This is a genomic window from Leifsonia sp. Root4 (assembly GCF_001425085.1).
Classification (GTDB): Bacteria; Actinomycetota; Actinomycetes; order Actinomycetales; family Microbacteriaceae; genus Microterricola.
The window spans coordinates 22,979-44,569 of record NZ_LMDN01000007.1 but is presented as its reverse complement, the minus strand read 5'-3'; the positions used below and the strand labels follow the sequence as shown (position 1 = coordinate 44,569).

At 67.6% G+C, this 21,591-nt stretch carries 22 protein-coding genes and 2 tRNA genes; 13 read left to right on the top strand and 11 right to left on the bottom strand.

Annotation, left to right across the window (positions count from 1 at the left end; translation table 11 throughout):
* Window positions 1–358 precede the first annotated feature (358 nt).
* On the bottom strand, window positions 359–2,692 hold the full coding sequence (locus ASC66_RS17585) for a cellulase family glycosylhydrolase (protein ID WP_162243524.1): 2,334 nt from the start codon (window positions 2,690–2,692) through the stop codon (window positions 359–361).
* Window positions 2,693–2,957: 265 nt separating this feature from the next.
* Between ASC66_RS17585 and ASC66_RS18240 the strand changes: the two genes are divergently transcribed.
* Window positions 2,958–3,623 carry a DedA family protein gene (locus tag ASC66_RS18240; protein ID WP_235497011.1) on the top strand — a complete coding sequence of 222 codons (666 nt, stop codon included), beginning with the start codon at window positions 2,958–2,960 and terminating at the stop codon, window positions 3,621–3,623.
* A gap of 202 nt (window positions 3,624–3,825) precedes the next feature.
* Entirely contained in the window at window positions 3,826–4,971 is a 1,146-nt protein-coding gene (locus tag ASC66_RS17575) for a peptidoglycan-binding domain-containing protein (protein WP_235497010.1), read from the top strand.
* A 103-nt stretch (window positions 4,972–5,074) separates the two neighbouring features.
* On the opposite strand, the gene ASC66_RS17570 is transcribed toward ASC66_RS17575, so the two are convergent.
* Window positions 5,075–5,150 (bottom strand) — tRNA-Arg (locus ASC66_RS17570).
* 81 nt (window positions 5,151–5,231) lie between these two features.
* Here ASC66_RS17570 and orn point away from each other — a divergent pair.
* From orn to ASC66_RS17550, 4 genes are all read left to right on the top strand, one after another.
* Window positions 5,232–5,852 carry an oligoribonuclease gene (gene orn, locus ASC66_RS17565; protein ID WP_055842823.1) on the top strand — a complete coding sequence of 207 codons (621 nt, stop codon included), beginning with the start codon at window positions 5,232–5,234 and terminating at the stop codon, window positions 5,850–5,852.
* 48 nt (window positions 5,853–5,900) lie between these two features.
* Window positions 5,901–5,976: transfer RNA gene (locus tag ASC66_RS17560), tRNA-His, on the top strand.
* 20 nt (window positions 5,977–5,996) lie between these two features.
* Complete coding sequence (locus ASC66_RS17555; RefSeq protein WP_055842820.1) at window positions 5,997–6,350, top strand: metallopeptidase family protein; 354 nt, start codon at window positions 5,997–5,999, stop codon at window positions 6,348–6,350.
* Between the two features lie 7 nt (window positions 6,351–6,357).
* A complete protein-coding gene (locus tag ASC66_RS17550) occupies window positions 6,358–7,011 on the top strand; it encodes an IMPACT family protein (protein WP_055842817.1) in 654 nt (217 codons plus the stop codon).
* Here ASC66_RS17550 and ASC66_RS17545 read toward each other — a convergent pair.
* The gene (locus ASC66_RS17545) at window positions 7,008–8,228 is read right to left on the bottom strand and encodes a cation:proton antiporter (RefSeq protein ID WP_235497009.1); all 1,221 of its coding nucleotides are present in this window, start codon (window positions 8,226–8,228) and stop codon (window positions 7,008–7,010) included. The genes ASC66_RS17550 and ASC66_RS17545 overlap by 4 nt on opposite strands.
* A 106-nt stretch (window positions 8,229–8,334) precedes the next feature.
* On the opposite strand from ASC66_RS17545, the gene nadE reads away from it, so the two are divergent.
* Window positions 8,335–9,171 (top strand): NAD(+) synthase, encoded by an 837-nt coding sequence (nadE, locus tag ASC66_RS17540; RefSeq protein ID WP_055842814.1) that lies wholly within the window; start codon window positions 8,335–8,337, stop codon window positions 9,169–9,171.
* A gap of 98 nt (window positions 9,172–9,269) precedes the next feature.
* On the opposite strand, the gene ASC66_RS17535 is transcribed toward nadE, so the two are convergent.
* The 4 genes from ASC66_RS17535 to mgrA all read right to left on the bottom strand — a co-directional run bounded on the left by ASC66_RS17535 (window position 9,270) and on the right by mgrA (window position 12,348).
* A complete protein-coding gene (locus ASC66_RS17535) occupies window positions 9,270–9,956 on the bottom strand; it encodes a hypothetical protein (RefSeq protein ID WP_055842811.1) in 687 nt (228 codons plus the stop codon).
* Window positions 9,957–10,061: 105 nt separating this feature from the next.
* Window positions 10,062–10,325, bottom strand: a complete 264-nt coding sequence (locus ASC66_RS17530) for a hypothetical protein (protein WP_055842809.1) — start codon at window positions 10,323–10,325, stop codon at window positions 10,062–10,064.
* 54 nt (window positions 10,326–10,379) lie between these two features.
* Window positions 10,380–11,336, bottom strand: a complete 957-nt coding sequence (locus ASC66_RS17525) for an EamA family transporter (RefSeq protein WP_055842806.1) — start codon at window positions 11,334–11,336, stop codon at window positions 10,380–10,382.
* 4 nt (window positions 11,337–11,340) lie between these two features.
* Window positions 11,341–12,348 (bottom strand): L-glyceraldehyde 3-phosphate reductase, encoded by a 1,008-nt coding sequence (gene mgrA, locus ASC66_RS17520; RefSeq protein ID WP_055842802.1) that lies wholly within the window; start codon window positions 12,346–12,348, stop codon window positions 11,341–11,343.
* 264 nt (window positions 12,349–12,612) lie between these two features.
* Between mgrA and ssb the strand changes: the two genes are divergently transcribed.
* Genes ssb through ASC66_RS17500 form a run of 4 tightly spaced genes read left to right on the top strand, consistent with a single transcriptional unit; the run spans window position 12,613 to window position 15,834 of the window.
* Window positions 12,613–13,116 (top strand): single-stranded DNA-binding protein, encoded by a 504-nt coding sequence (ssb, locus tag ASC66_RS17515; protein ID WP_055842799.1) that lies wholly within the window; start codon window positions 12,613–12,615, stop codon window positions 13,114–13,116.
* Window positions 13,117–13,141: 25 nt separating this feature from the next.
* Window positions 13,142–13,645 carry a DUF6993 domain-containing protein gene (locus ASC66_RS17510; protein ID WP_235497008.1) on the top strand — a complete coding sequence of 168 codons (504 nt, stop codon included), beginning with the start codon at window positions 13,142–13,144 and terminating at the stop codon, window positions 13,643–13,645.
* Between the two features lie 4 nt (window positions 13,646–13,649).
* Window positions 13,650–15,332, top strand: coding sequence for an energy-dependent translational throttle protein EttA (gene ettA / locus ASC66_RS17505; protein WP_055842794.1), 1,683 nt, complete (start codon window positions 13,650–13,652; stop codon window positions 15,330–15,332).
* A 22-nt stretch (window positions 15,333–15,354) separates the two neighbouring features.
* Window positions 15,355–15,834, top strand: coding sequence for an acyl-CoA thioesterase (locus ASC66_RS17500; protein ID WP_055842791.1), 480 nt, complete (start codon window positions 15,355–15,357; stop codon window positions 15,832–15,834).
* Window positions 15,835–15,861: 27 nt separating this feature from the next.
* On the opposite strand, the gene ASC66_RS17495 is transcribed toward ASC66_RS17500, so the two are convergent.
* The 3 genes from ASC66_RS17495 to ASC66_RS17485 all read right to left on the bottom strand — a co-directional run bounded on the left by ASC66_RS17495 (window position 15,862) and on the right by ASC66_RS17485 (window position 17,795).
* Window positions 15,862–16,374 (bottom strand): hypothetical protein, encoded by a 513-nt coding sequence (locus ASC66_RS17495; protein ID WP_235497007.1) that lies wholly within the window; start codon window positions 16,372–16,374, stop codon window positions 15,862–15,864.
* Window positions 16,375–16,385: 11 nt separating this feature from the next.
* Window positions 16,386–16,856, bottom strand: coding sequence for a Rieske (2Fe-2S) protein (locus tag ASC66_RS17490; protein WP_055842788.1), 471 nt, complete (start codon window positions 16,854–16,856; stop codon window positions 16,386–16,388).
* Window positions 16,857–16,922: 66 nt separating this feature from the next.
* Window positions 16,923–17,795 carry an acyl-CoA thioesterase gene (locus ASC66_RS17485; protein ID WP_055842785.1) on the bottom strand — a complete coding sequence of 291 codons (873 nt, stop codon included), beginning with the start codon at window positions 17,793–17,795 and terminating at the stop codon, window positions 16,923–16,925.
* 81 nt (window positions 17,796–17,876) lie between these two features.
* On the opposite strand from ASC66_RS17485, the gene ASC66_RS17480 reads away from it, so the two are divergent.
* A complete protein-coding gene (locus ASC66_RS17480; protein WP_055842781.1) occupies window positions 17,877–18,566 on the top strand; it encodes a DUF8185 domain-containing protein in 690 nt (229 codons plus the stop codon).
* Window positions 18,567–18,679: 113 nt separating this feature from the next.
* Window positions 18,680–19,879, top strand: coding sequence for an AI-2E family transporter (locus ASC66_RS17475; RefSeq protein WP_082492488.1), 1,200 nt, complete (start codon window positions 18,680–18,682; stop codon window positions 19,877–19,879).
* Between the two features lie 18 nt (window positions 19,880–19,897).
* On the opposite strand, the gene ASC66_RS17470 is transcribed toward ASC66_RS17475, so the two are convergent.
* Window positions 19,898–21,547, bottom strand: a complete 1,650-nt coding sequence (locus ASC66_RS17470; RefSeq protein WP_055842777.1) for an FAD-binding dehydrogenase — start codon at window positions 21,545–21,547, stop codon at window positions 19,898–19,900.
* Between the last annotated feature and the right edge of the window lie 44 nt (window positions 21,548–21,591).

Genomic DNA, 21,591 nt, shown 5'->3' with positions numbered 1-21,591 from the left:
TGAGTAGGCCGCCCGCGGCCGTATCGAAACCGGCGTCGAGACGTCCCAGCATCGGTGGCGGTTCCTCAGCTCAACCAACGGAGTTTTGGGGTTCGACAAGCTCAACCAACGGAGTGTTCGGGGGTGTCAGGGCTTCGGTCGCTGGCGCTCCCTCGAGCCAGCGTGGGGAGAGAGGCGTGTCCGATGGGTGGGTTTCGACAGGCTCAACCAGCGGAGGAGGCTTCGGTCGCTGGCGCTCCCTCGAGCCAACGTGGGGAGGGAGGCGCGTCCGGCGGGTGGGTTTCGACAGGCTCAACCAGCGGAGCTGTTTCGACAGGCTCAACCAGTGGAGCTGTTGGACAGGCTCAACCAGCGGGCGCTACGGGGCGGTCGCCAGTGAGTAGTCGCCCTCCGCGCAGCCCGTCACGCTCCAACCGCCCGGCACAGCGACCGTCTCGACATCCGTGATGCCCGCCGTCTCCAGCTCGGGCTCGACGGTGCCGGGAATCCAGACCTCAAGCCCACACACGCGCTCCGGCGTCGTGCCGGCGAACTCCACACGCGCCCCGTCGGCGTCGAGCGAGGTGAGCACGCCGGGGGAGAAACGCGGGTAGGCGCGGCTCAGGATCTCCAGCAGGTCTGCCTTGGGCGGTGCGTCGCCGCCCGTCGCGCAGTCCTGCATCATCAGAGCGTTGCCGACAGGGCCGATGCCGTTCTGCGGGTCGCCGCAGGCCTGCTTCCACACCCAGTAGGCGCTGCCGAGAATGTGCGCGTCCTCTGCATCCGCATAGCGGTTGAGACGCTGGAGCACGTCGTCGTCCTCGCCCCAGTATCCGTACTCGCCAGACCAGAGCGGTGCTCCGTACTCCGCCGCGACGCGTTCCGCGAGCGTGAACTGGCGTTCCAGGCTGACGATCGGGGGGATGCCGAGGTCGCGGTCCATCGTGATCGACTCCGCGTACAGGTGCGGCGAGAACACGATGTTGCTGTCGTCGGTGAACCCCGGCGTCGGACCGGAGTCGAAGCCCAACCCAGACCAGAGGATGCTCGGCTCGAAGAAGACGATCTGGGGCGCGCCGGCGGCGCGGATCTCCTGGATCGCCCGATCGTAGAACCGCCCGAGCTGGTGAGAGGTCGTCACCGGTGCCGTCTGCCCGAAACCGGGCTCGTTCAGCAGATCGAATCCGGCGACCATCGGTTCGTCTGCGAAGATTCCGGCGAGCTCGCCCCAGCTGCGCGCGAGTGCGCTCTGGACTCCGTCGGTGTCGAAGTAGAAATGCTGGAACGCGCGGTTGCCGGCGGGGGAGATGTCGCGTCCCATGAACTGGCAGCGCGGCGCTCCGTCGGTGATCGTCGCCCACGCCGGCGCCCCGTCGTAGCCCCACATCGGGTCTGTCCCAGGCCTACACGCTGTTCCCTCCTCCGTCGGGCCGTTCCACCAGGAGTCCTGGTGCATGTCGAGTACGGTGTAGATCCCGTGCTGCTTGGCCCAGTCGACGGCATCCGTGATCTGCTCCACGTACGCGGGATCGAGCGTGCCGCGCTCGGGCTCAAGCGCCGACCACGACAGATTCAGGCGCACGACGTTGAAGCCCTGTTCCGCCATGTCGGCGTAGTCGTCCTCGGTCAGTGGCCGCGTCGCGGGGACATCGGGCTGAGGCTGGTAGAAGTCGACGAGCTGGTTGACGTTGACCCCGCGGAGCAACACCTGATTGCCCTTACCATCCGTGATGATCTCGCCGTCGGCGCGGAGGAATCCCGCCGGGGCCGCTGAGGATGCCGAGGCGGCGGACCCTGCACCGAAAGCGGGAACGAGCAGTGCGGCACCCAGCGCGACCACGGCGACCGAGGCGGCGACGAGCAACGGCGTGCGGGCGGAACTGCTCGCCAGCACTCGATCCGTGGCAAGCGCGCCGAGCCCGACGACCCATCCGACGCAGGCGCCGAAGGCGAGCCCGTCTGCGACCGCGACGTAGGCGACCATCAGCGGCCAGACGTCACCGCTCGGTCCACCGTCGACGACGAAGCCGACCGCAGCCTGCACGAGTCCGACGATTCCGCCGGCGATGAGTGCGGCCAGCCAGCCGCCCAGCACGCCAGGAACCCGTGTGCGCATCCAGCGCAGGCAGAGTGCGGTGGCGCCGGCGAGCAGCGCGACAGCCACGATCATGACGAGGGCACCGTGGTCGGCGCGCGCAACAGGGATGCCGGGTGCGTAAGCGGCCCCCGTCCACCAGAGCCCGGCGACGAGGGGTGCAATACCGGCGAAGAGCACGGCCGGGGGCCAGACCGACCCCGCACTGAATGTCGACCGCGCGCGGGCGCCGCCGAACCAGCGGGTGAACCCGGCGACGATGAGCGCGGCCGGAACGGCCTTCGCCGCCACGAATCCGGCGGCCCAGACGGCGGTTGCGACATCCCATGTCATCGCAAGGCAGGCCGCGGCCTGGGCGAGGAGCACGGCGAGGGTGAGACCGGCCGTATGCGTCCAGAAACGGTCACCGGCCCGGAGCGTCGCCCACCAGGTGACCCCGAGCAGCACCGGGACGAACACCACATATGGGGCGAGCGGCCAGAGGCCGAGGTCGACGCGGAGGGCGGCGCCCGGCCAGCCGACGAGGGCGAGCAGGCCGGTGGGGTCTGCGACCGCCTGGATCGCGACGAGGATCGCCATGGTGGACAGCGCTACAACGGGACGGCGAACCGATTTCATGACACTCCATCGTGACAATTGCGTGGGCGATGCTGCCAGCACAGCATGCGGCATCGCGCACGGCGTGTCAAACCCGAGTTCGACTCGGTTTATGGGTGGTGGTGGCCGGGTCCGCGGGCACCCGCTCAGGCCCTGTTCAGGCCGACGCCGAGATAATGGAGCTTCCACCGTGACGGGCGCCGCCATCGTCACATCCTGCACGCACCGACTACTGTCCGAATCCCCACGAGTGGAGAACGCCTCAACCATGTCCCTAGCTCGCCTGATGACAGCAGCGACCGACTCCACCGCCGGATACGACGGGTTCATCGGTTGGGTCCTGAGCCTCATGGAGACGCTCGGCGAGATCGGCGTGGGGTTGGCCGTGCTCATCGAGACATTCGTGCCGCCGATCCCGTCAGAGGCCGTCTTGCCCGGTGCAGGATTCCTTGCATTCGAGGGGCGGATGAACTTCTGGCTCGCATGGGCCGCGGCGACCGCTGGAGCTCTCATCGGAGCATGGGCGTGGTACTGGATCGGCGCGGCACTCGGCCGGGATCGCACCCGCCGCCTGGTCGGGCGGGTTCCGCTCATGGAGCACGAGGACTTCGACCGTGCAGAGGCCTTCTTCACCCGCTGGGGCGGGATGGCGGTGTTCTTCGGCCGCTGCGTTCCCCTCGTGCGGTCGTTCATCTCGATCCCGGCCGGTGTCGAGCGGATGCCGTTCTGGACATTCTCGGCATACACCGCAGCGGGCTCCGGCCTCTGGAACGGAGTCTGGATCGGCCTCGGTTTCGCATTCGGGCCGGCGATCAAGCCCGTCCTCGAGCAGTGGAGCGGAGTGCTCTCCGACATCGTCGTCGTCGCCATCCTCGCGCTGATGTTCTGGTTTGTTGTCGCGCGCCTCGTCAAGCGCGCCAGAGCCCGGCGCGTGCAGCCCGTCGAGCAGTAGCGAGCGGATGCCGCTCGGCCCTGCCGCGGTAGAAACAGCGCTATCGCGCCCGACGTGCCGACCGCGAAGCCGCAGCTCCTGCCGCGTGAGGCGCTGAGAAGCGCCGGGAGAGCGTTGCGTTTCTGATGTCCACTGTCTGGCACAGCGGCCTGCCCCGGTGCCATGATGTGAAAACGTGCAGTCTCATGGTCGGAGGATACGTGTGAACACAGATCGCTCAAGGATGATGGGGATCCTTGCAACTGCCGTGGTGCCGATCGCCATTGTCGCGGGGCTCGCCGGATGCGCCGAGGGCGCCGATAGCGTAGACCGGGCGAAGACGCAGGTCGCTGCGAAGGAGAAGGCTGTGGCGAGCGCTCAGGCCGAGCTGGACGCCGCATCCAAGGAGTTCTGCGGCGCGAGCCGCTTGTACATCGACGCACTCGATCGGTACGGCGACGTACTGAACGACACTGCACCGACCGTCGGTGACGTTCAAGCGGCTGGCGCCGATCTCGCCGATCCCCGTGACGACGCGTTCGACGGCGCAGAAGCCGCGGTCGCTGCGCAGCAGACTCTCGTGGTCGCCCAGCAGGATCTCGTCCAGGCCCAGACGGCACTGGCCGCGGCCGAGGCTGGGCCGTCCGGCACGCCCTCGATCGGTGATCCGACCGCGACCACAACAAGCACGCCGCTCGCGCCCGCCTCCTCCGTCGACCGGGTGAAACGGGCCGAGGCCGACTTCGATGACGCGCAGACAGCCGTCACGGCGCAGACGCCACTCGCCGAAGCATCCGAGCAGTTCAACAGCGCGGTCGTCGCGCTCGAGTTGGCGTGGCTCAGGCTCTTCGCCGATGCAGGATGCCTCACCGACGATCAGCACGTGCAGGCCGAGGCGGCCGTCAGCGAATATACACTCGCCCTCCAGCAGGACCTCGCCACGGCCGGGTACTACTCCGGCACCGTTGACGGCGTGTCCGGGCCGTTGACCGTGCAGGCGGTCGAGGACCTCCAGGCGGCCAACGCGTTGCCTGTCACGGGCACGGTCGACAAGGCGACGGCCGCAGCGCTTCAGGCCGAACTCGTGGCGCTCGGAGGCGCAGCCGCTCAGGAGTCGCTGGCATCGACGGCTGCCGTGCAGCAGACGTTGAAGCTCGTCGGTTTCTGGGATGGACCGGTCGACGGGGTGTGGACCGATACGCTCACCACGGCGCTGCAGGCGTTCCAGACCGAGCTCGGCGTCGAGCCGACTGGTACGGTCGACGCCGCGACGCTCGCCGCCTTCGAACACGCGATCGCCGGGCTCACCGCGCCGGACGCGCCGCTGGCCCCGTCAGCGACGCCGACGATTTCGCCGGAGGGCTCTTGAACCCGCCCCGCGGGTGGTCGCCTGCGGTCGTGGAGGTCTGGTGCCCCCGGCAGGATTCGAAGCTGCGACCAAGAGGTGAGAAGCACCGGGAGATTGTTTGTTCTGGTGCCCCCGGCAGGATTCGAACCTGCGACCAAGAGATTAGAAGGCTCCTGCTCTATCCCCTGAGCTACGGAGGCGCACTTATCAACGATACCGCAGCCGTTCGGGGACGAACGCATGCGCGGGGGCACGTCTGCGCGCCTCGGTAGACTGGGGCCATGACGAATGCGAGCGACCGTCTGGTCTGGATCGACTGTGAAATGACGGGCCTCGATCTCGAGGTCGATGAACTTGTGGAGATAGCGGTGGTGATCACCGACTATGACCTCAAGGCCGTTGACGAGGGTTTCAGCATCGTGATCAAACCCGACGACTCCGCCTTGGAGTCAATGAACGATTTCGTGCGCAACATGCACACGACGTCGGGCCTCATCGAAGAGATTCCCGGTGGTGTCAGCGTCGCCGATGCCGAGTACCAGGTGCTCGAGTACGTGCTCAAGCACGTCCCGACCGAGCAGAAGGCCCCGTTGGCCGGCAACACGATCGGCACCGACCGGGCGTTCCTGGCGAAGTTCATGCCCCGCCTGGATGCGCACCTGCACTACCGCAACGTCGACGTTTCCTCGATCAAGGAACTTTCGCGTCGCTGGTTCCCGCGTGTTTACTTCAACGCGCCCAAAAAAGACGGCGGACACCGCGCTCTGGCAGATATTTTGGAATCAATTCGGGAGCTGGAATATTACCGACGCGCCGTATTTGTCGCGGATCCCGGCCCTACAACCGAGCAGGTTCAGGCCGTCTCGGCCGACGTGGTGAACAACTTCGCCTCTCGGATGTAATACACTCTTCTAGTTGCCTTCTTCGAGTTCGCGAGAAGCAGGTGCATGGTGGGTATAGCTCAGCTGGTAGAGCGCCTGGTTGTGGTCCAGGAGGTCGCGGGTTCAAGCCCCGTTACTCACCCCAATAGATTCAAGAGGCGCGGCATGCCGATCGAGATGAGCGAAGAGGACTTCGAAGCCCTCGTCGCCGATGAGCTCGACGCTCTGCCCGACGAGATGATGGACGGCCTCGAGAACGTCCAGTTCTCGGTGGAGGATCGCCCGGAAGACGGGTCGCTCTCGCTGTTCGGCCTGTACCACGGCATCGCCCTGACGCACCGAGAGCAGTACGGCTTCGGGGAGCTGCCCGACCTGATCACGATCTACCGTGACCCGCACCTCGCGCACTGCGACGACGTCGATGAGCTGCGCGATCAGATCCATGTGACGCTGGTCCATGAGATCGGTCACTTCTACGGCATGGACGACGCCCAGCTCCACGAGCTCGGCTGGGGCTAGCCAGCGGATGCCGGACCTCACTCTGCGTGGCGGTGTCGGTGCCCGCATCGACACCGAGATCGAGATCAAACGGTCTCGATTCCTCTGCCGTCTCGTGCGGGTCGATGGCGAGGCAGAGGCACGATCCGTCGTCGACGCCGCGAGGCGTGAGGAGTGGAGCGCGCGGCACCACTGCTCCGCCTTCGTGATCGGCGCGGCATCCGCCCCCGACCAGCTCCGGCGCTCCAACGACGACGGCGAGCCGTCGGGAACCGCTGGCCGACCCATGCTCGAGGCCCTGTCTGGTCGTGAATTCATCGACAGCGTCGCGGTGGTCAGTCGCTACTTCGGAGGCGTTCTGCTGGGCGCAGGCGGCCTCGTGCGGGCGTATTCGGACTCCGTCCTCGCCACCATTGACGAGGCGCACGCCCGCGGCCGGGTCGTCGCGCGCGAGCGGCGCGATCTCTACACGCTGGCGCTTCCCCACGCCGACGCCGGGCGTATCGAGGCGGAGTTGCGGCACCGTGGCGTGAATATTCTCGGCACGGCATACGGCAGCCGTGCCGTCATCACGCTGAGCGGCCCCGAGCGCTCGGAGCTGCACGAGCTCATCGCCGCGGTCACGGCGGGCGGCGGTGTGCTCGAGGCGGCCGGCCACGAGCTGATCGATGTGGAGCCCTAGGCCTCGTCGACGGTGACGTCCTGGTCCGGCGGGCGGACCGCGTACTGCGGTGAGCGCTTGTGCAGCGCAAGGCCGAGCAGCGGGAACAGCAGCACGGAGAACATGCCCGCGGCAACGAGGGCCGCAGCGGTACCCGTGTCGAGAACGCCCTGGTCGACACCGATGGCCGTGACGGCGACGATGATCGGCAGCCCCGTCGCTCCGAACAGCAGCAGCGCGCCGCGATCGGCGAGGGCTGCCCCCGGGGGCGCAGCGAGCGTGCTCGGCAGTCCGCGGACCACGAGGAGCGCGACCACGAACAGCGGGAGCAGAAGCATCGCCTGCGGGTCGCTGACGAGGCCGTCGAGGTCGAAGGTGACGCCGGTGTTGATGAAGAAGATCGGCACGAGGAAGCCGAAGCCGATCGCCTCGATCTTGGCCTCGACGAGAACCGCGTCGGGCTCAGGCGCCCCGGCGAGAAGCACCCGGTACAGCACACCGGCGGCGAAGGCACCGAGCAGCATGTCGATGCCGAGTGCGACGCTCAGCCCGACCAGCGATACGAGAACCAGGATCACCAGGCGCACCGCGAATTGCCCGCTCGTGTGAATCGTCGAGGTGATCAGCGTGTGCAGCCTCTTGCCCGCGCCATTCGCCGCCAACCAGATGGCGCCGCCGGTGATGACCGCGAAGCCGATGAGCACGAGAGTCGCGTGCAGCGGCGTCGTGCCGGAGAGGAAGAGGGAGATCGCCAGCAGCGGGCCGAATTCGCCGACCGCGCCGACGGCCGTCGCCGAGACGCCGAACGGCGTGCGCAGCTCTCCGGCATCGCGCAGCACCGGCATGATCGTGCCGAGCGCCGTGGACGTGAGAGCGACGCCGATGAACACGCCGGCGCCCACGGTGGGGGAGAAGAGGATGCCGGCACCGACGCCGAGTGCCAGCGACACCAGCCAGCCCAGGCTGGCGCGCTGCATCGGTCGACCCTTGATCCTGGCGAAGTCGATCTCGTTGCCGGCGAGGAAGAACAGCATGGCGAGGCCGAAATCCGCCAGCATCTCGGTGAACTCGTTCGGCTGCACCCAACCGAGCAACGATGGCCCGAGGAGGATGCCGAGGATGATCTCGAAGACGACGAGTGGGATCTTGACGACACGTCCGACGGCGCGCCCGAGCAGCGGGGCGGCGGCGGCGATCGCGGCGATGACCACGAGTGAGGTGATCGGGCTGCTATCCACGGGGCTCCTTGCCTGCGCCGCTGTGCGGGCACGTTCTGTTCGTGATGATAGCGAAGGCTCGGCCCGTGAGGCGGTAGCGGCGGCATCCGCGCGATAGATTCGACTCATGCGCACGCTTCAGTCCCAGATCATGGCCGACCTCAACGTGACCCCGACGATCGACCCCGCCGTCGAGATTCGACGGCGCGTCGACTTCCTCATCGACTACCTCGGACGCACCGGGGCGAAGGGTCTAGTGCTCGGCATCAGCGGCGGTCAGGATTCCACCCTGGCCGGTCGACTGTGCCAGCTGGCCGTTGATGAGATCGCCGCGGTGCGCGCGGCTGAGGGCGGCGCCGCGCCAGTGTTCGTCGCCGTGCGCCTGCCATACGCCGTGCAGCGCGACGAAGACGATGCGCAGCTCGCCCTCGATTTCATCCGGCCGTCACAGACCGTGACGTTCAACATCGCGGCCGGGGTCGACGGCATCGCCGACGAGTTCCTGAACGCGACGGGTGAGGCCGTCACCGACTTCAACAAGGGCAACGTCAAGGCACGCGCCCGCATGATCGCCCAGTACGCGATCGCCGGTCAGTTCGGCTATCTGGTGGTCGGCACCGACCACGCCGCGGAGGCCGTGACCGGATTCTTCACGAAGTACGGCGACGGCGGCACCGATCTCCTGCCGCTCGGCGGTCTCACCAAGCGGCAGGGTCGTGCGATGCTCCAGCACCTGGGTGCGGCGGAGCGGCTCTACCTCAAGCCGCCGACGGCCGACCTCCTCGATGAGAACCCCGGTCAGACCGATGAAGCGAATCTGGGGCTCAGCTACACCGACATCGACGACTACCTCGAGGGCAAGGATGTGCCGGATGCCGTCGCCGCAGCCATCGAGAGCCGCTACCGCTCAACCGAGCACAAGCGCCGCACCCCGGCCTCGCCGTTCGACGCCTGGTGGCGCTGAAGATCAAGCGCTGAGGATCAGGCCGTTCGACGCCTGGTGGCGCTGAGGATCAAGCGCTGAGGATCAGGCGCTGAGGATCAAGCGCTGAGGATCGGGCCCTAGGACTCGCTGGAAGCAGGCGCGGCGCTCGGCTGGCGGAGCGCGTCCACATCGTCCAGGAGCTTCTGCGTGTCAACGGGCGCGGTGGGCGCTGCCACCGCCTGCGGCAGCAGCGGAGTCGTGTACTGCGCCTGGTGCTGCTGGGCGACCCACGCATCCTGTTCGGCGAGCAGGGTGCGCTCGTTCTCGCTCGAGGCGAGCTTCCAACGCTCGAGGTCGCTGGCGAACACCTTGCGGGTGCGCCCCGGCTTGTTCTGCCACTCGACCAGTCGGTCGCGGAACTCGGCGACGGCCGGGTCGAGCTGATAGCCGAACGTCGCGGATGCGCGCTTCAGCTCGTGCAGCTGGTGCGCGGCCCAATCGGCGGCGACAGCGGACCCGCGGATCGGGAGCATGCGGATCTGGATGTCGGCCTGGCCGACGGCGCGGTCCGAGAGAACCTGTTCCTGCGGCGTGAGCGAGTTCCACACCGACGCCTCCGTTGACGCGTCGACGAGCGCGATGATCGCGGCGGCCTTGATCTCGGCGTCACGCTGCGCGATCAGGCGATTGGTGGCGCCGCGGGCGATCCACGCGGCAAGCAGGCCGGAGACGATCATGGCGATTGCAATGACCGCGGCGGCGAAGACCACCGGCTGCGCACTCGAAGAAAAGAACCAGTCTGAGAAATCGTTCAACCACTGCATGAGGCGCACTCTACCCGCGGAGCAGGGCGGTGCCTGTGCCTGTGCCCGGCGCGCCTCAACTCGCGTCGCAACTCGCGCGGCCGGAGCCGTGACGCACTCCCTGAATCAGCGAAAGCACTCGGCCGCGGTCTGTGCATCGCCGAACTCACCGAGCTCGCTGTAGTGCACCCCGTCGGAGAGCAGCGCACGCGCGGTGAAGCGCTGGCCGCGTTCCGCACCCGACTCGCCCCGTTCGATGTGGCCGAGAATCGCTCCGGTGACGGTCGTGACCCGCCACAACCCGTCGCGGACGGGGAGAAAGCTCAGGCCGGGCGCGGTGATCCCCAGCGGGGTGGCCCGTGAGCGGATGAGGGTGCTTCCGTACGCCATGGTGCTCCTTCGTCGGGGACTTCTCTGTCACCGTAGAAGAGACCACCGACACGACTAATCGGCGGCACGGTCGGCGGGCAGCAGCGCGATGGCGGCCGGCTCCGGATCGGTGATCTTGCTGACCCTCGCTGTCTGGGCCAGCACGATACCTGCCGTCACGATGGCGACGCCGAGCAGCTGGGCGAGATCGAGCGCCTCGCCGAGCCAGAGCCAGGCCACGGCGAACGCGAAGAGCACCTCGGCGGATGACGTGATGCCGGCGGCCGTTGCCGTGAGGTGCTTGAGCGCGAGGAATGAGAACAGGAAGGGCGCGAATGTTCCCGCGATCGCGGTGACGGCGAGCGGGATCCACACGGGGAGCACGACGGCATCCAAGGCGCCGCCCAGCGAAACCTGCGATTGGAGCAGGGCGGGGTCAAGCTGCCACCAGCCGCTGAACAGCGCCCAGAACAGTGCGGCGAAGCCCATCGCCCAGAACGCGACGACGAGCGGCGAGCTGGCGCTGACCTGCCGTTCGCCGACGATGAAGTACACGGTGAGGCTCGCCGCGGCGCCGAGGGCGAAGAGCACCCCGATGAGCGACACGTCGCCGCGACCGATCTGGGCGACCAGGGCGAGCCCGACGAGCACCAGTGCGATGGCGAGCCACAGCCTGGGCTTCACCTGCTCCCTGAAGACGACCCTGGCGATCACGGCGACCGCAACCACTGCGAGATACTCCAGCAGCAGTGTCAGGCCGACCGGCAGCATCGTCAGCGCGACCGCATAGCTCCATTGCAGAAGGGCGATGCCGACGACACCGAGCACGGCCATGATGCCGAGCTGCCGCCATCCGATGCGGAACGCGGCCCGATCGGTGGCGAGCAGCCAGACGCCCGCGATCAGCGCCACGGTGAGTACGCGCACGAAGGTGAGCTGGGCCGGGGTGATCCCGGCCTCCAGCACGACCTTTGCGAGAGATCCGTTTGCTCCGAAGAGGATCGCCGCGATCAGCGCGTAAACGTATCCCAACTGATCAACGCAGGCCGGTGCCGTCCACCGCGAACGGTTCGATTGCGGCGATCTCCTCGTCGGTGAGCGGCGGGGCCTCCAGTGCAGCGACGTTCTGCTCGAGCTGGGTGACGCTGCTCGCACCGATGAGCGCGCTCGTGACGGTCGACTGGCGCAGCACCCAGCTGAGGGCGAGCTGGGCGAGCGACTGCCCGCGGTCGGCGGCGATCGCGTCGAGCGCGCGGGCGCGCTCGAGGTAAACGGGGCTGATCTGCTCCGGGTTCAGGAATCGGCTGGTGGCCGCGCGCGAACCGGCAGGGATGTCGCCGCCGAGGTAGCGGTTGGTGGCCAGCCCCTGTGCGAGCGGCGAGAACACGATGCAGCCGGCACCGAGCTCGTCGAGAACCGGAAGGAGCCCGGCCTCGACGTGGCGGTTGAACAGCGAGTAGCTCGGCTGGTGGATCAGCAGCGGGACCTTGTGCTCAGCCAGCACGGCGGCCGCTGCACGGGTCTGTTCCGGGCTGTAGTTGGAGAGGCCGACGTAGAGTGCCTTGCCCTGCTGCACGGCAGTCACGAGAGCGCCCATGGTCTCTTCAATGGGCGTGTTCGGGTCTGGCCGGTGCGAGTAGAAGATGTCGACGTAGTCGAGGCCGAGCCGGCCGAGGCTCGCATCTAGCGACGACAGCATGTACTTGCGGGATCCCCATTCGCCGTACGGTCCCGGCCACATGTCGTATCCGGCCTTGCTGGAGATGATCATCTCGTCGCGGTAGCCGCGGAAGTCCTCGGCGAAGATACGTCCGAAGTTCGTCTCGGCGGAGCCGGCGGGCGGGCCGTAGTTGTTGGCGAGGTCGAAATGCGTGACGCCGAGGTCGAATGCCCGGCGGAGCACGGCGCGCTGCGTGTCCATGGGGCGTTCGTGGCCGAAGTTGTGCCAGAGCCCGAGCGAGATCGCGGGCAGCTTCAACCCGCTCCGTCCCGTGCGGTTGTACGTCATCGTGTCATAGCGGTCTGCGGCAGCAACATAGCTCATTGCTCCACTCTAGGGGCGGCAACGGCCGGGCTTCGTACTGTGACACCGCGGCCACCTGTTGTGCACAGCGGGGTTGATGGTGCGAGAACTGCACAGCCAAAGCGTCGACCGGTGCGGATGCGGTACCGCGGCGCACACTCGGTACACGTGGTCGCGGCAGCGTCGGATGGGCACGAGCCGCGGTGCCGCGACCACGGACCGGCGCACGGGCGCCGGCCAGAGACGCGAGCCCCACGGGCACAGCAGCGACGAGAGGACGAAGCCATGCGTGATTCCAACGACATCATCACGGTGCTGGGTGTGATCGGCACCGATCCGGAGGCGAAGACGACACCGAGCGGCGTACCGCTCATCAAGTTCCGGATGGCATCGACCCAGCGCAAGTTCGACAAGAACAGCAACAGCTGGGTCGACGGCAGCACCAACTGGTACACGGTCACTGCGTTCAGGGGCCTCGCCGCGAATGCGATCCAGACGTTGCACAAGGGCGACCCGGTGATTGTGACCGGGCGCCTGCACCTGCGGGCATGGGACACGGGGGAGCGCCAGGGCACCTCCGTCGACCTCGAGGCCGATGTGATCGGCCTCGACCTGCAATGGGGCACGGCCAGCTACACGCGGGCGACGCGCAGCGCACCGCTCGAAGCCGCGCAGCCCGTCGCCGCTGGGTCGGGCGAACCGTCGCCAGCAGACACCGGCGACGCGGTGCCTCACGAGCACTGGGCGACACCGGGGCAGCCCGCCGCACTCGAGCCGACACCGTTCTAGTTGGGCGCCCCCATAGACTCGTCAGATGTCGATTCACAGCCATGCAGACGCCCGTCGGATGCCGCGGCTGATGCTCGCGCTCGCCGCGACGGCGGCGATGCTCGCACTCACGGCGTGCACCTCCCCAGCACCCCAGCCGACGGAGCTGCCGACGGTGACGACCGCGCCCACGGAAACACCGGCGCCGGTCGAGCCGGCCGCCTTGAAGCCGGACGGCACGGCGGCAGACAACCTGCCCTTCTTCGACTCCATCGCCCAGTCGGTGGTGGTTGCCACGCCCGATGCCGGCGGCGAGGCCTTCATCAACGCGCTCGTGGCCGCTGGTTTCGCCAAGGCGGACATGGAGGTCGGCTTCGACCGCACCTCGGTCGATCTCGCCGCGGACTCTGTGCAGTGGTCCGTGCGGTTCAACGGTGAATGCCTGATCGGCCAGTTCGGACCGGCCAGCGGCGGCTACCACAGCATCGTCACCCCCCTCCTCGCAACGGGAAGCTGCCTCATCGGCACCACCCGGCCGATAGACTGGTAGCAATATGGCTGAATACATCTACTCCATGGTTCGCGCCCGCAAGGCGGTGGGCGACAAGCTCATTCTCGACGACGTCACAATGTCGTTCCTTCCCGGCGCCAAGATCGGCGTCGTCGGCCCCAACGGTGCCGGAAAGTCCACGATTCTCAAGATCATGGCCGGCCTGGACACGCCGAGCAACGGAGAGGCCAAGCTCACGCCCGGCTTCACCGTCGGCATCCTGATGCAGGAGCCCGTTCTCGATGAGACCAAGACGGTTCTCGAGAACGTGCAGGAGGGCGTCGGCCCGATCAAGGCCAAGCTCGACCGCTTCAATGAGATCTCCCTCGCGATGGCGGAGCCGGATGCCGACTTCGACAGCCTGCTCGCCGAGATGGGCGTGCTGCAGGAAGAGATCGACCACGCCGACGCCTGGGACCTCGACTCCCAGCTGGAGCAGGCCATGGACGCGCTGCGCTGCCCGCCGGCCGATGAGCTCGTCACCCACCTCTCCGGTGGTGAGAAGCGCCGTGTCGCGCTCTGCAAGCTGTTGCTGCAGAAGCCGGACCTGTTGCTGCTCGACGAGCCGACCAACCACCTCGACGCCGAGAGTGTCCTCTGGCTCGAGCAGCACCTCAGCCAGTACCACGGTGCCGTCCTCGCCGTCACCCACGACCGGTACTTCCTCGACCACGTCGCCGAGTGGATCGCCGAGGTCGACCGCGGCCGCCTCTACCCCTACGAGGGAAACTACTCGACCTACCTCGAGAAGAAGCAGGCTCGCCTGGAGGTGCAGGGCAAGAAGGACGCCAAGCTCTCCAAGCGCCTCGCCGAGGAGCTCGACTGGGTGCGCTCGAACGCCAAGGGCCGCCAGACCAAGTCGAAGGCCCGTCTCGCTCGCTACGAAGAGATGATGAACGAGGCCGAGCGCACCAGGAAGCTCGACTTCGAGGAGATCGTGATCCCCGTCGGCCCGCGCCTCGGCTCGCAGGTCATCGACGCCAAGAACCTGAAGAAGGGCTTCGGCGAGCGGATCCTCATCGACAACCTCACCTTCACACTGCCGCGCAACGGCATCGTCGGAATCATCGGCCCGAACGGCGTCGGCAAGACCACGCTGTTCAAGACGATCGTCGGACTGGAGCCGCTGGACAGCGGAGACCTGAAGATCGGCGAGACGGTCGACATCTCCTACGTCGACCAGAGCCGTGGCGGCATCGACCCGAACAAGAACCTGTGGGAGGTCGTCTCCGACGGGCTCGACTACATCGTCGTCGGCAAGACCGAGATCCCCTCGCGCGCCTACGTCTCGCAGTTCGGCTTCAAGGGCCCTGACCAGCAGAAGAAGGCCGGGGTGCTCTCCGGTGGTGAGCGCAACCGCCTGAACCTCGCCCTCACCCTCAAGCAGGGCGGCAACCTTCTCCTGCTCGATGAGCCGACAAACGACCTCGATGTCGAAACCCTCGGCAGCCTCGAGAACGCACTGCTCGAGTTCCCGGGCTGCGCCGTGGTCATCACCCACGACCGGTGGTTCCTCGACCGCACCGCCACGCACATCCTGGCCTACGAGGGCAGCGAGGAAGACCCGTCGAACTGGTACTGGTTCGAGGGCAACTTCGAGTCCTACGAGGCGAACAAGATCGAGCGCCTCGGCGCGGATGCCGCCAAGCCGCACCGTTCCACGTACCGCAAGCTGACGCGCGACTGACCCGCCAGACGTCGAGGTTCCGATGAGACTGCACGTTCCGACGCGGCTGCGCTGGTCGGACCTCGACGCCTACGGGCACGTCAACAACGCCGAGATGCTGCGCCTCCTGGAGGAGGCCCGCATCGAGGCGTTCTGGTCGAACGACGACGGGCACGCCAGCGCGGTCGGGGCCAGCACCGCCGTGCTCGACGGCCGGCCGGGAGCCTCGACGCTCACCCTGATCGCCAGGCAGGAGATCGAGTACCTCGTTGCCATCCCGTACCTCCGCCAGCCGCTCGACATACAGCTCTGGATCGGCCACATCGGTGGGGCGAGCCTTGAGGTCTGCTACGAGGTCTGGTCACCGGCCGGCTCCGTCGATGCGACGCTCTTCACCCGAGCGGCGACGACGATCGTGCTCGTGGATGCCGTGACTGAGCGTCCACGCCGCATCAATGCCGCCGAGCGCGCCGCGTGGACCCCGTACCTCGATCAGCCCGTGGAGTTCAGCAAACGCCGCTGATCCACTGCTCGGCGCTGCATCCGATTCTCAGTCGCGCAGCGGCTCATCGCTGAACGAGCCGTCCCAGACGGCGCGCGCCCCCGATTCGCCGATCTGCACGACCGTCACAATCGACCCGGCCGCGACGATGAGCGCCGCCACGATGAATACCGCAGCGACCGCGCGGCGGAGCACCCGCGCCGTCGGCGCCGTGCGCGGTGCCAACAGCCGGAACCACACCCACTGCGCCACCGCCACGACGGCCAGCGCGATCACCCAGGGGTACAGGGTCAGGCCGAGCGCGGCGTGGGTCTGAATCAGCGGGGCCTCACCGACGCGCAGCTGCAGCCACTCCCCGGCGGCGGTCGTGAGCGGCACGAGCCCGAGCAGTGCGAGCGCCCCGAGTGGTGGGATGATCCCGAGCCAGCGCCGTGCTGCCGGCCAGCACGCGGCGAGGAGCACGGTGACGGCGACGACGGGTACGAGCACCACGACGACGTGCACGATGAGCACGTGCAGCGGCAGCCCATTGACCACGTAGTCGAAGAACGCGGCATCCACGATGCGGCCGTTCAGCTCGTCACGATCGAGTCACCGTCGACGCTGACGGGCACCGGCGTCAAGGGATTGATGGCAGGTCCCTCGAGCACATCGCCCGTCGCCGCGTCATAACGGGAACCGTGGCAGGGGCAGTGGAACTCGGTCTGGGCCGGGGCGACAATGCACTGCTGATGTGAGCAGATGGCGCTGAACGCCACAACGTCGCCGGCGGTCGGCTGCGCGATGAGCAGGCTCGCTCCGCCCACGACGACGCCGATGCTCTCGCCAACCGCGACGGCGCTGAGCTTCGCGATCTCCGTGCCGCTCGGTGGAGCCGTGCCGCTCGGCGTCGGTGATCCGGGGTCGGAGCCGGACTCGGCTCCCGACCCGCCAGAACCGCCGTCGGCCGGAGAGCATCCGGCGAGGGCGATCGTTGCGGCGGCAACTCCCGCGCCGCCGAGCCGCACGAGTGTGCGCCTGCTGATGTCATTCGCCTCGTTCATGCGCACCCTCTTCGCTGAGTGATGGATCACGTGAGGACGAGACTAGCCCCAGACTTGAGTGACCCGCTAGGCGCTCTCCGGCACCCGGATCATGCCCTCTTGAGCCACGGAGGCCAGCAACACGCCACTGCGCGAGAAGATGCTGCCTCGGGACAGGCCGCGACCGCCTGCGGCACTCGGCGAGTCCTGTACGTAGAGCATCCACTCGTCGACCCGTCCGAAACGGTGCCACCACATCGCGTGGTCGAGGCTGGCGATCTTCAGGCCGGGCTTGGCCCAGGCGACGCCGTGCGCGCGCATCACGGGCTCGAGAATCGAGTAGTCGCTGGCGTATGCCAGCGCTGCGCGGTGCAGATTGGGGTCGTCCGGCAGCGGACCGACGGCCTTCATCCACACGGCCTGGTGCGCCGTGCGCTCCCCGTCGACGGTGAGATAGATCGAGGAGGGCACGTGGCGCATGTCGAATGCGCGCTCGGCCGACCAGTAGCGTGCCGCGTCGTGGTCGACGTGGGCGAGCACCTCGGCGGTCGTCGGCAGGCTTTCGGGTTCCGGCATGTCATCCGGCATCTCGATCTGGTGGCTGAGGCCGGAGTCGCCGTCCTGGAAGGAGGCGATCATCGACAGGATCGGCACGCCGTCCTGGTAGGCCTGCGTGCGCCTGGTCGAGAATGAGCGTCCGTCGTGGATGCGATCGACCGAGAAGGTGATCGGGAGGTTCACATCGCCGGGCCGCAGGAAGTAGCCGTGCATCGAGTGCACGATTCGCTCATCGGGCACCGTGCGCATCGCGGCGGTGACGGACTGCGCGAGCACCTGACCGCCGAAAACGCGGCCGAGCGGCATCCATTGCGAGGGACCGGTGAAGATGTCTTCGCTCGTGCGTGCACCGGTGTCGGTGAGGTCGAGAGTGCTGAGAAGACCTTCGATTGGTCCGATCATGCGTCCTCCATCGTGATGCGCCCGGAGTGGGGGTCGGTGCGGGAGGAATACCTCGCGTCTGTTATGTAGTTTAGACAGGAGATGTCTGACTCCTTTTCGCTCGTTGACCGCTATGCCGTCGGCGACATGCAAACGTATCTGTCCCGTGCCGGGCGCGTCGAAGACGGATCGGTCCGGCTGATCGCCGCCGGGGGTGTCCTCGCCGCTTACACCGCGATCTTCTACCCGCGCGGGATCCTCGACGAGAGCCCGACGGTTCTGGGGCTGCGCACCTTCGCCCTGGCCGAGAGCTCCGGCTTCGACGCCGTCGTGCCGGCGCGTTCCCTGCTGGAGCGACTGGCGCGTGCCGAGGCCGTCGCGGCGGCACAGGGGGGCGCAGACACGGGCCCGGTCACGCTCTCACTGCCGCACCAGGTGAGCACGGTAACCTGGGCGGGGATCTCGCCGCCCAAGGGAGGCTGGGTCCGTCAGGAGCCGGCGGATGCCGCCGCGCTCGAGGGCGTCGCCAGAGCCGGTATCGACGAGGTCGCCGCCGCGGTCCCCTCCGGCGTCGGAGAACAGATCGTGCAGCGCGTGCGCACCGAGGTGTGGGGGCGCCCGATCGAATCGCTGGAGCACGTTCCGGCCGGAGCCGCGTTCGCCGCATTCACTCTCGGCTTCCTCTCCGCGGATGAGCCGGTGCAGATCTTTGAGACGGGGCCGTGGACACGGTTGTCGACGAGCCGCGGTCACGTGCTCGTGCGGCGCAAGCCGTGGAGCCTGCGCTCGTAATCCGCCACCCCCACCGCCTCCGTCAACTCCGCCGCCCCGCTCGATAGTGTGTGCTGGGTACTGAGTGCTGGGCAGTGAGTGCGTCGTCAGACGCCGAGGCTTTGGGGGACATCATGTGGTGGACGCGTAAGAAGACGCCGAAGGTCGTCGAATCCTATGCGCCTGAGCGCGAGGCCGAGTTGGCAGAACCGCCGCACCGCAACGCCTTCCTGATGGTGGCGCTCGGTGGCGCGGCCGTCGCGGCCTTCGGCATCGCCGGTATGCGGTCGATCTTCGCTCCCGTGTTCTTCGCGCTCGTGCTCACCATCTGTGTGCACCCACTGCGCACGACCCTCGAACAGCGTGGGGTTCCGCGCGGGATCGCGACGGGCTCCGTGATCACCGCGGTCGTCGTGCTGCTCGGCGGCTTCGGCTGGGCCTTCTTCCTCGCCCTGGGGCAGTTCGCCGCCCTGCTGCCGCAATACGGTCCGCAGTTGACCGCCTTCGTCACCTCCCTCGCTTCCTCGCTCAGCACGCTGGGCTTCGGACCGGAACAGATCAACGACTTCATCAGCGGCTTCGACCCGACGCGGCTGGTGAGCTTCTTCACGGACATCCTGGGAAGCGTCGCCGGACTCACCACCTCCGTTGTCATTGTGCTGACGATGCTGATTCTGATGGCCATGGATGCCGCCTTCATCCCGACGCTGTTCAAGCAACTCGGAGCGAGCAAGCCGCTCGTGGTCAAGTCGATGAACACCTATGCGAGCGGCGTGCGCCGATACATGGTCGTCACGACCGTGCTCGGCGCGGCCCAGGGCCTCGTCAATTGGGCAGCGCTGGCCATCCTCGGGATTCCGGGCGCTGCGCTCTGGGGCATGCTCTCGTTCCTCTGCAGCTTCATCCCCAACATCGGCTATTTCATCGCGATCATCCCTCCGCTGATCTTCGGCCTGCTCACCGGGGGCTGGCCGATGGTCATCGCCGTTGTCATCGTCTACGGGGTGATCAACGGAATCATCCAGTCCGTCATCCAGCCCCGCGTCGTGGGTGGCGCCGTGTCCCTCAGCCAGTCGATCACCTTCTTCTCGGTGCTGTTCTGGGCGCTGCTGATCGGCCCGATCGGTGCGATCCTGGCGATTCCGCTCTCGTTGCTCGTGCGGGCCATGCTGATCGACTCGAACCCGGCCGCCTGGTGGTGGCGGCCCGTGATCGGCGACCTCGATGAGACCAAGCAGCTCATGAAGGAGGAAGACAGCGAGATCAAGGCCGCCAGGGTGCGCCGGAAGGCCGACAAACGGCTGAACGGGACGCCGTCGACCTCTGCCGGATAGCCGCCTGGCGGCGACGCCTCAGAGTGCGGCGACCGCCCGGCCGGCCTGGCGCCCGCTGAACAGGCATCCGCCGAGGAAGGTGCCCTCGAGCGAGCGGTAACCGTGCACGCCGCCTCCGCCGAAACCGCTGGCCTCGCCGACCGCGTACAGCCCGGTGATGGGCGTGCCCGCGGCGTCGAGCGCCTGCGAATCGAGGTTCGTCTCGATTCCGCCGAGGCTCTTGCGGGTGAGGATGTGCAGCTTCACGGCGATCAGCGGCCCCGCCTTGGGGTCGAGGATCTTGTGCGGGCCGGCCACGCGGATCAGCTTGTCTCCGCGGTATTTCCGCGCCCCGCGGAGGGCGACCACCTGCATGTCCTTGCTGAAGTCGTTGTCGATCTCGCGGTCGCGGGCCTCGACCTCTGCCCGCACACGCACCGTGTCGATCGGCACGTCGGGGGAGAGTGCCTGCATGCCCGCGAGCAACTCGTCGAGGGTGTCCGCGACGACGAAGTCCGCGCCGTTGCGCTTGAACGCCTCCACCGGTCCCGGCGCGCCTGGGGCGACGCGCGTGGCGAGCAGCTTCACGTCCTTCCCCGTCAGATCGGGGTTCTGCTCGCTGCCGGAGAGAGCGAACTCCTTCTCGATGATCTTCTGCGTGAGCACGAACCAGCTGTGGTCGTGGCCGGTCGTCCTGAGATGCTCGAGGGTTCCGAGGGTGTCGAAGCCGGGGAACAGCGGAACCGGCAGACGTGTGCCCGTCGCGTCGAACCAGAGCGATGACGGCCCGGGGAGAATGCGGATGCCGTGAAGGTTCCACACCGGGTCCCAGTTCTGAATGCCCTCGACGTAGTGCCACATCCTGTCGCCGTTGATCAGTCGTGCACCGGCCGATTCGGCGATGCCGAGCATCCGTCCGTCGACGTGGGCGGGAACACCGCTCAGCATCTCGGTCGGCGGGGTGCCGAGGCGCGCGGGCCACTGCTTGCGCACGAGATCGTGGTTGCCGCCGATCCCGCCGGATGCCACGATCACCGCGGGGGCGCGGAACTCGAAGGCGCCGATCACGTCGCGGCTGCTGGCCTCTCCGCGTGCGGCGCTGCTGGGCGCGAGAACGCTGCCCGTGACGCCGACGACGGCTCCATCCTCGACGATCAGTTCATCGACCTGGTGGCGGTGCTTGGCGGTGACGAGGCCCGCCTGCACACCATCGCGCACCCTGGCGATGAATGGCTCAAGGACGCCGGGGCCGGTGCCCCAGGTGATGTGGAAGCGCGGAACCGAGTTGCCGTGCCCTGTTGCCATGCCGCTGCCACGCTCCGCCCAGCCGACGACGGGGAAGAAGCGCACGCCCTTGGCGTGCAGCCAGTCCCGCTTCTCGCGCGCAGCGAAGTCCAGGTAGGCCTCGGCCCAACGCCGCGGCCACATGTCCTCATCGCGGTCGAAGCCCGCACTGCCGAACCAGTCCTGGCGAGCGAGTTCCTTGGTGTCCTTGACACCCATCCGCCGCTGCTCGGGGGAGTCGATCAGGAACAGCCCCCCGAAACTCCACCATGCCTGCCCACCGAGACTGGCCTCCGGCTCCTGCTCGACGATCAGCACGCGTTTGCCTGCCTCCACGAGCTCTGCGGCGGCGACGAGGCCGGAGAGCCCGGCTCCGATGATGATGGCGTCGATGGTCTCTGGCATCGCTGTGGCTCCTTCGTCACGGTGTGTGTTCCCACCGTAGTGCT

Bases quoted from the DNA above. Each gene is read 5' to 3' on its own strand.
- ASC66_RS17585 (WP_162243524.1), bottom strand. From the start codon at position 2,692: ATGAAATCGGTTCGCCGTCCCGTTGTAGCGCTGTCCACCATGGCGATC.
- ASC66_RS18240 (WP_235497011.1), top strand. From the start codon at position 2,958: ATGACAGCAGCGACCGACTCCACCGCCGGATACGACGGGTTCATCGGT.
- orn (WP_055842823.1), top strand. From the start codon at position 5,232: ATGACGAATGCGAGCGACCGTCTGGTCTGGATCGACTGTGAAATGACG.
- ASC66_RS17555 (WP_055842820.1), top strand. From the start codon at position 5,997: ATGCCGATCGAGATGAGCGAAGAGGACTTCGAAGCCCTCGTCGCCGAT.
- ASC66_RS17550 (WP_055842817.1), top strand. From the start codon at position 6,358: ATGCCGGACCTCACTCTGCGTGGCGGTGTCGGTGCCCGCATCGACACC.
- nadE (WP_055842814.1), top strand. From the start codon at position 8,335: ATGCGCACGCTTCAGTCCCAGATCATGGCCGACCTCAACGTGACCCCG.
- ASC66_RS17535 (WP_055842811.1), bottom strand. From the start codon at position 9,956: ATGCAGTGGTTGAACGATTTCTCAGACTGGTTCTTTTCTTCGAGTGCG.
- ASC66_RS17530 (WP_055842809.1), bottom strand. From the start codon at position 10,325: ATGGCGTACGGAAGCACCCTCATCCGCTCACGGGCCACCCCGCTGGGG.
- mgrA (WP_055842802.1), bottom strand. From the start codon at position 12,348: ATGAGCTATGTTGCTGCCGCAGACCGCTATGACACGATGACGTACAAC.
- ssb (WP_055842799.1), top strand. From the start codon at position 12,613: ATGCGTGATTCCAACGACATCATCACGGTGCTGGGTGTGATCGGCACC.
- ASC66_RS17510 (WP_235497008.1), top strand. From the start codon at position 13,142: ATGTCGATTCACAGCCATGCAGACGCCCGTCGGATGCCGCGGCTGATG.
- ettA (WP_055842794.1), top strand. From the start codon at position 13,650: ATGGCTGAATACATCTACTCCATGGTTCGCGCCCGCAAGGCGGTGGGC.
- ASC66_RS17500 (WP_055842791.1), top strand. From the start codon at position 15,355: ATGAGACTGCACGTTCCGACGCGGCTGCGCTGGTCGGACCTCGACGCC.
- ASC66_RS17490 (WP_055842788.1), bottom strand. From the start codon at position 16,856: ATGAACGAGGCGAATGACATCAGCAGGCGCACACTCGTGCGGCTCGGC.
- ASC66_RS17485 (WP_055842785.1), bottom strand. From the start codon at position 17,795: ATGATCGGACCAATCGAAGGTCTTCTCAGCACTCTCGACCTCACCGAC.
- ASC66_RS17480 (WP_055842781.1), top strand. From the start codon at position 17,877: ATGTCTGACTCCTTTTCGCTCGTTGACCGCTATGCCGTCGGCGACATG.
- ASC66_RS17475 (WP_082492488.1), top strand. From the start codon at position 18,680: ATGTGGTGGACGCGTAAGAAGACGCCGAAGGTCGTCGAATCCTATGCG.
- ASC66_RS17470 (WP_055842777.1), bottom strand. From the start codon at position 21,547: ATGCCAGAGACCATCGACGCCATCATCATCGGAGCCGGGCTCTCCGGC.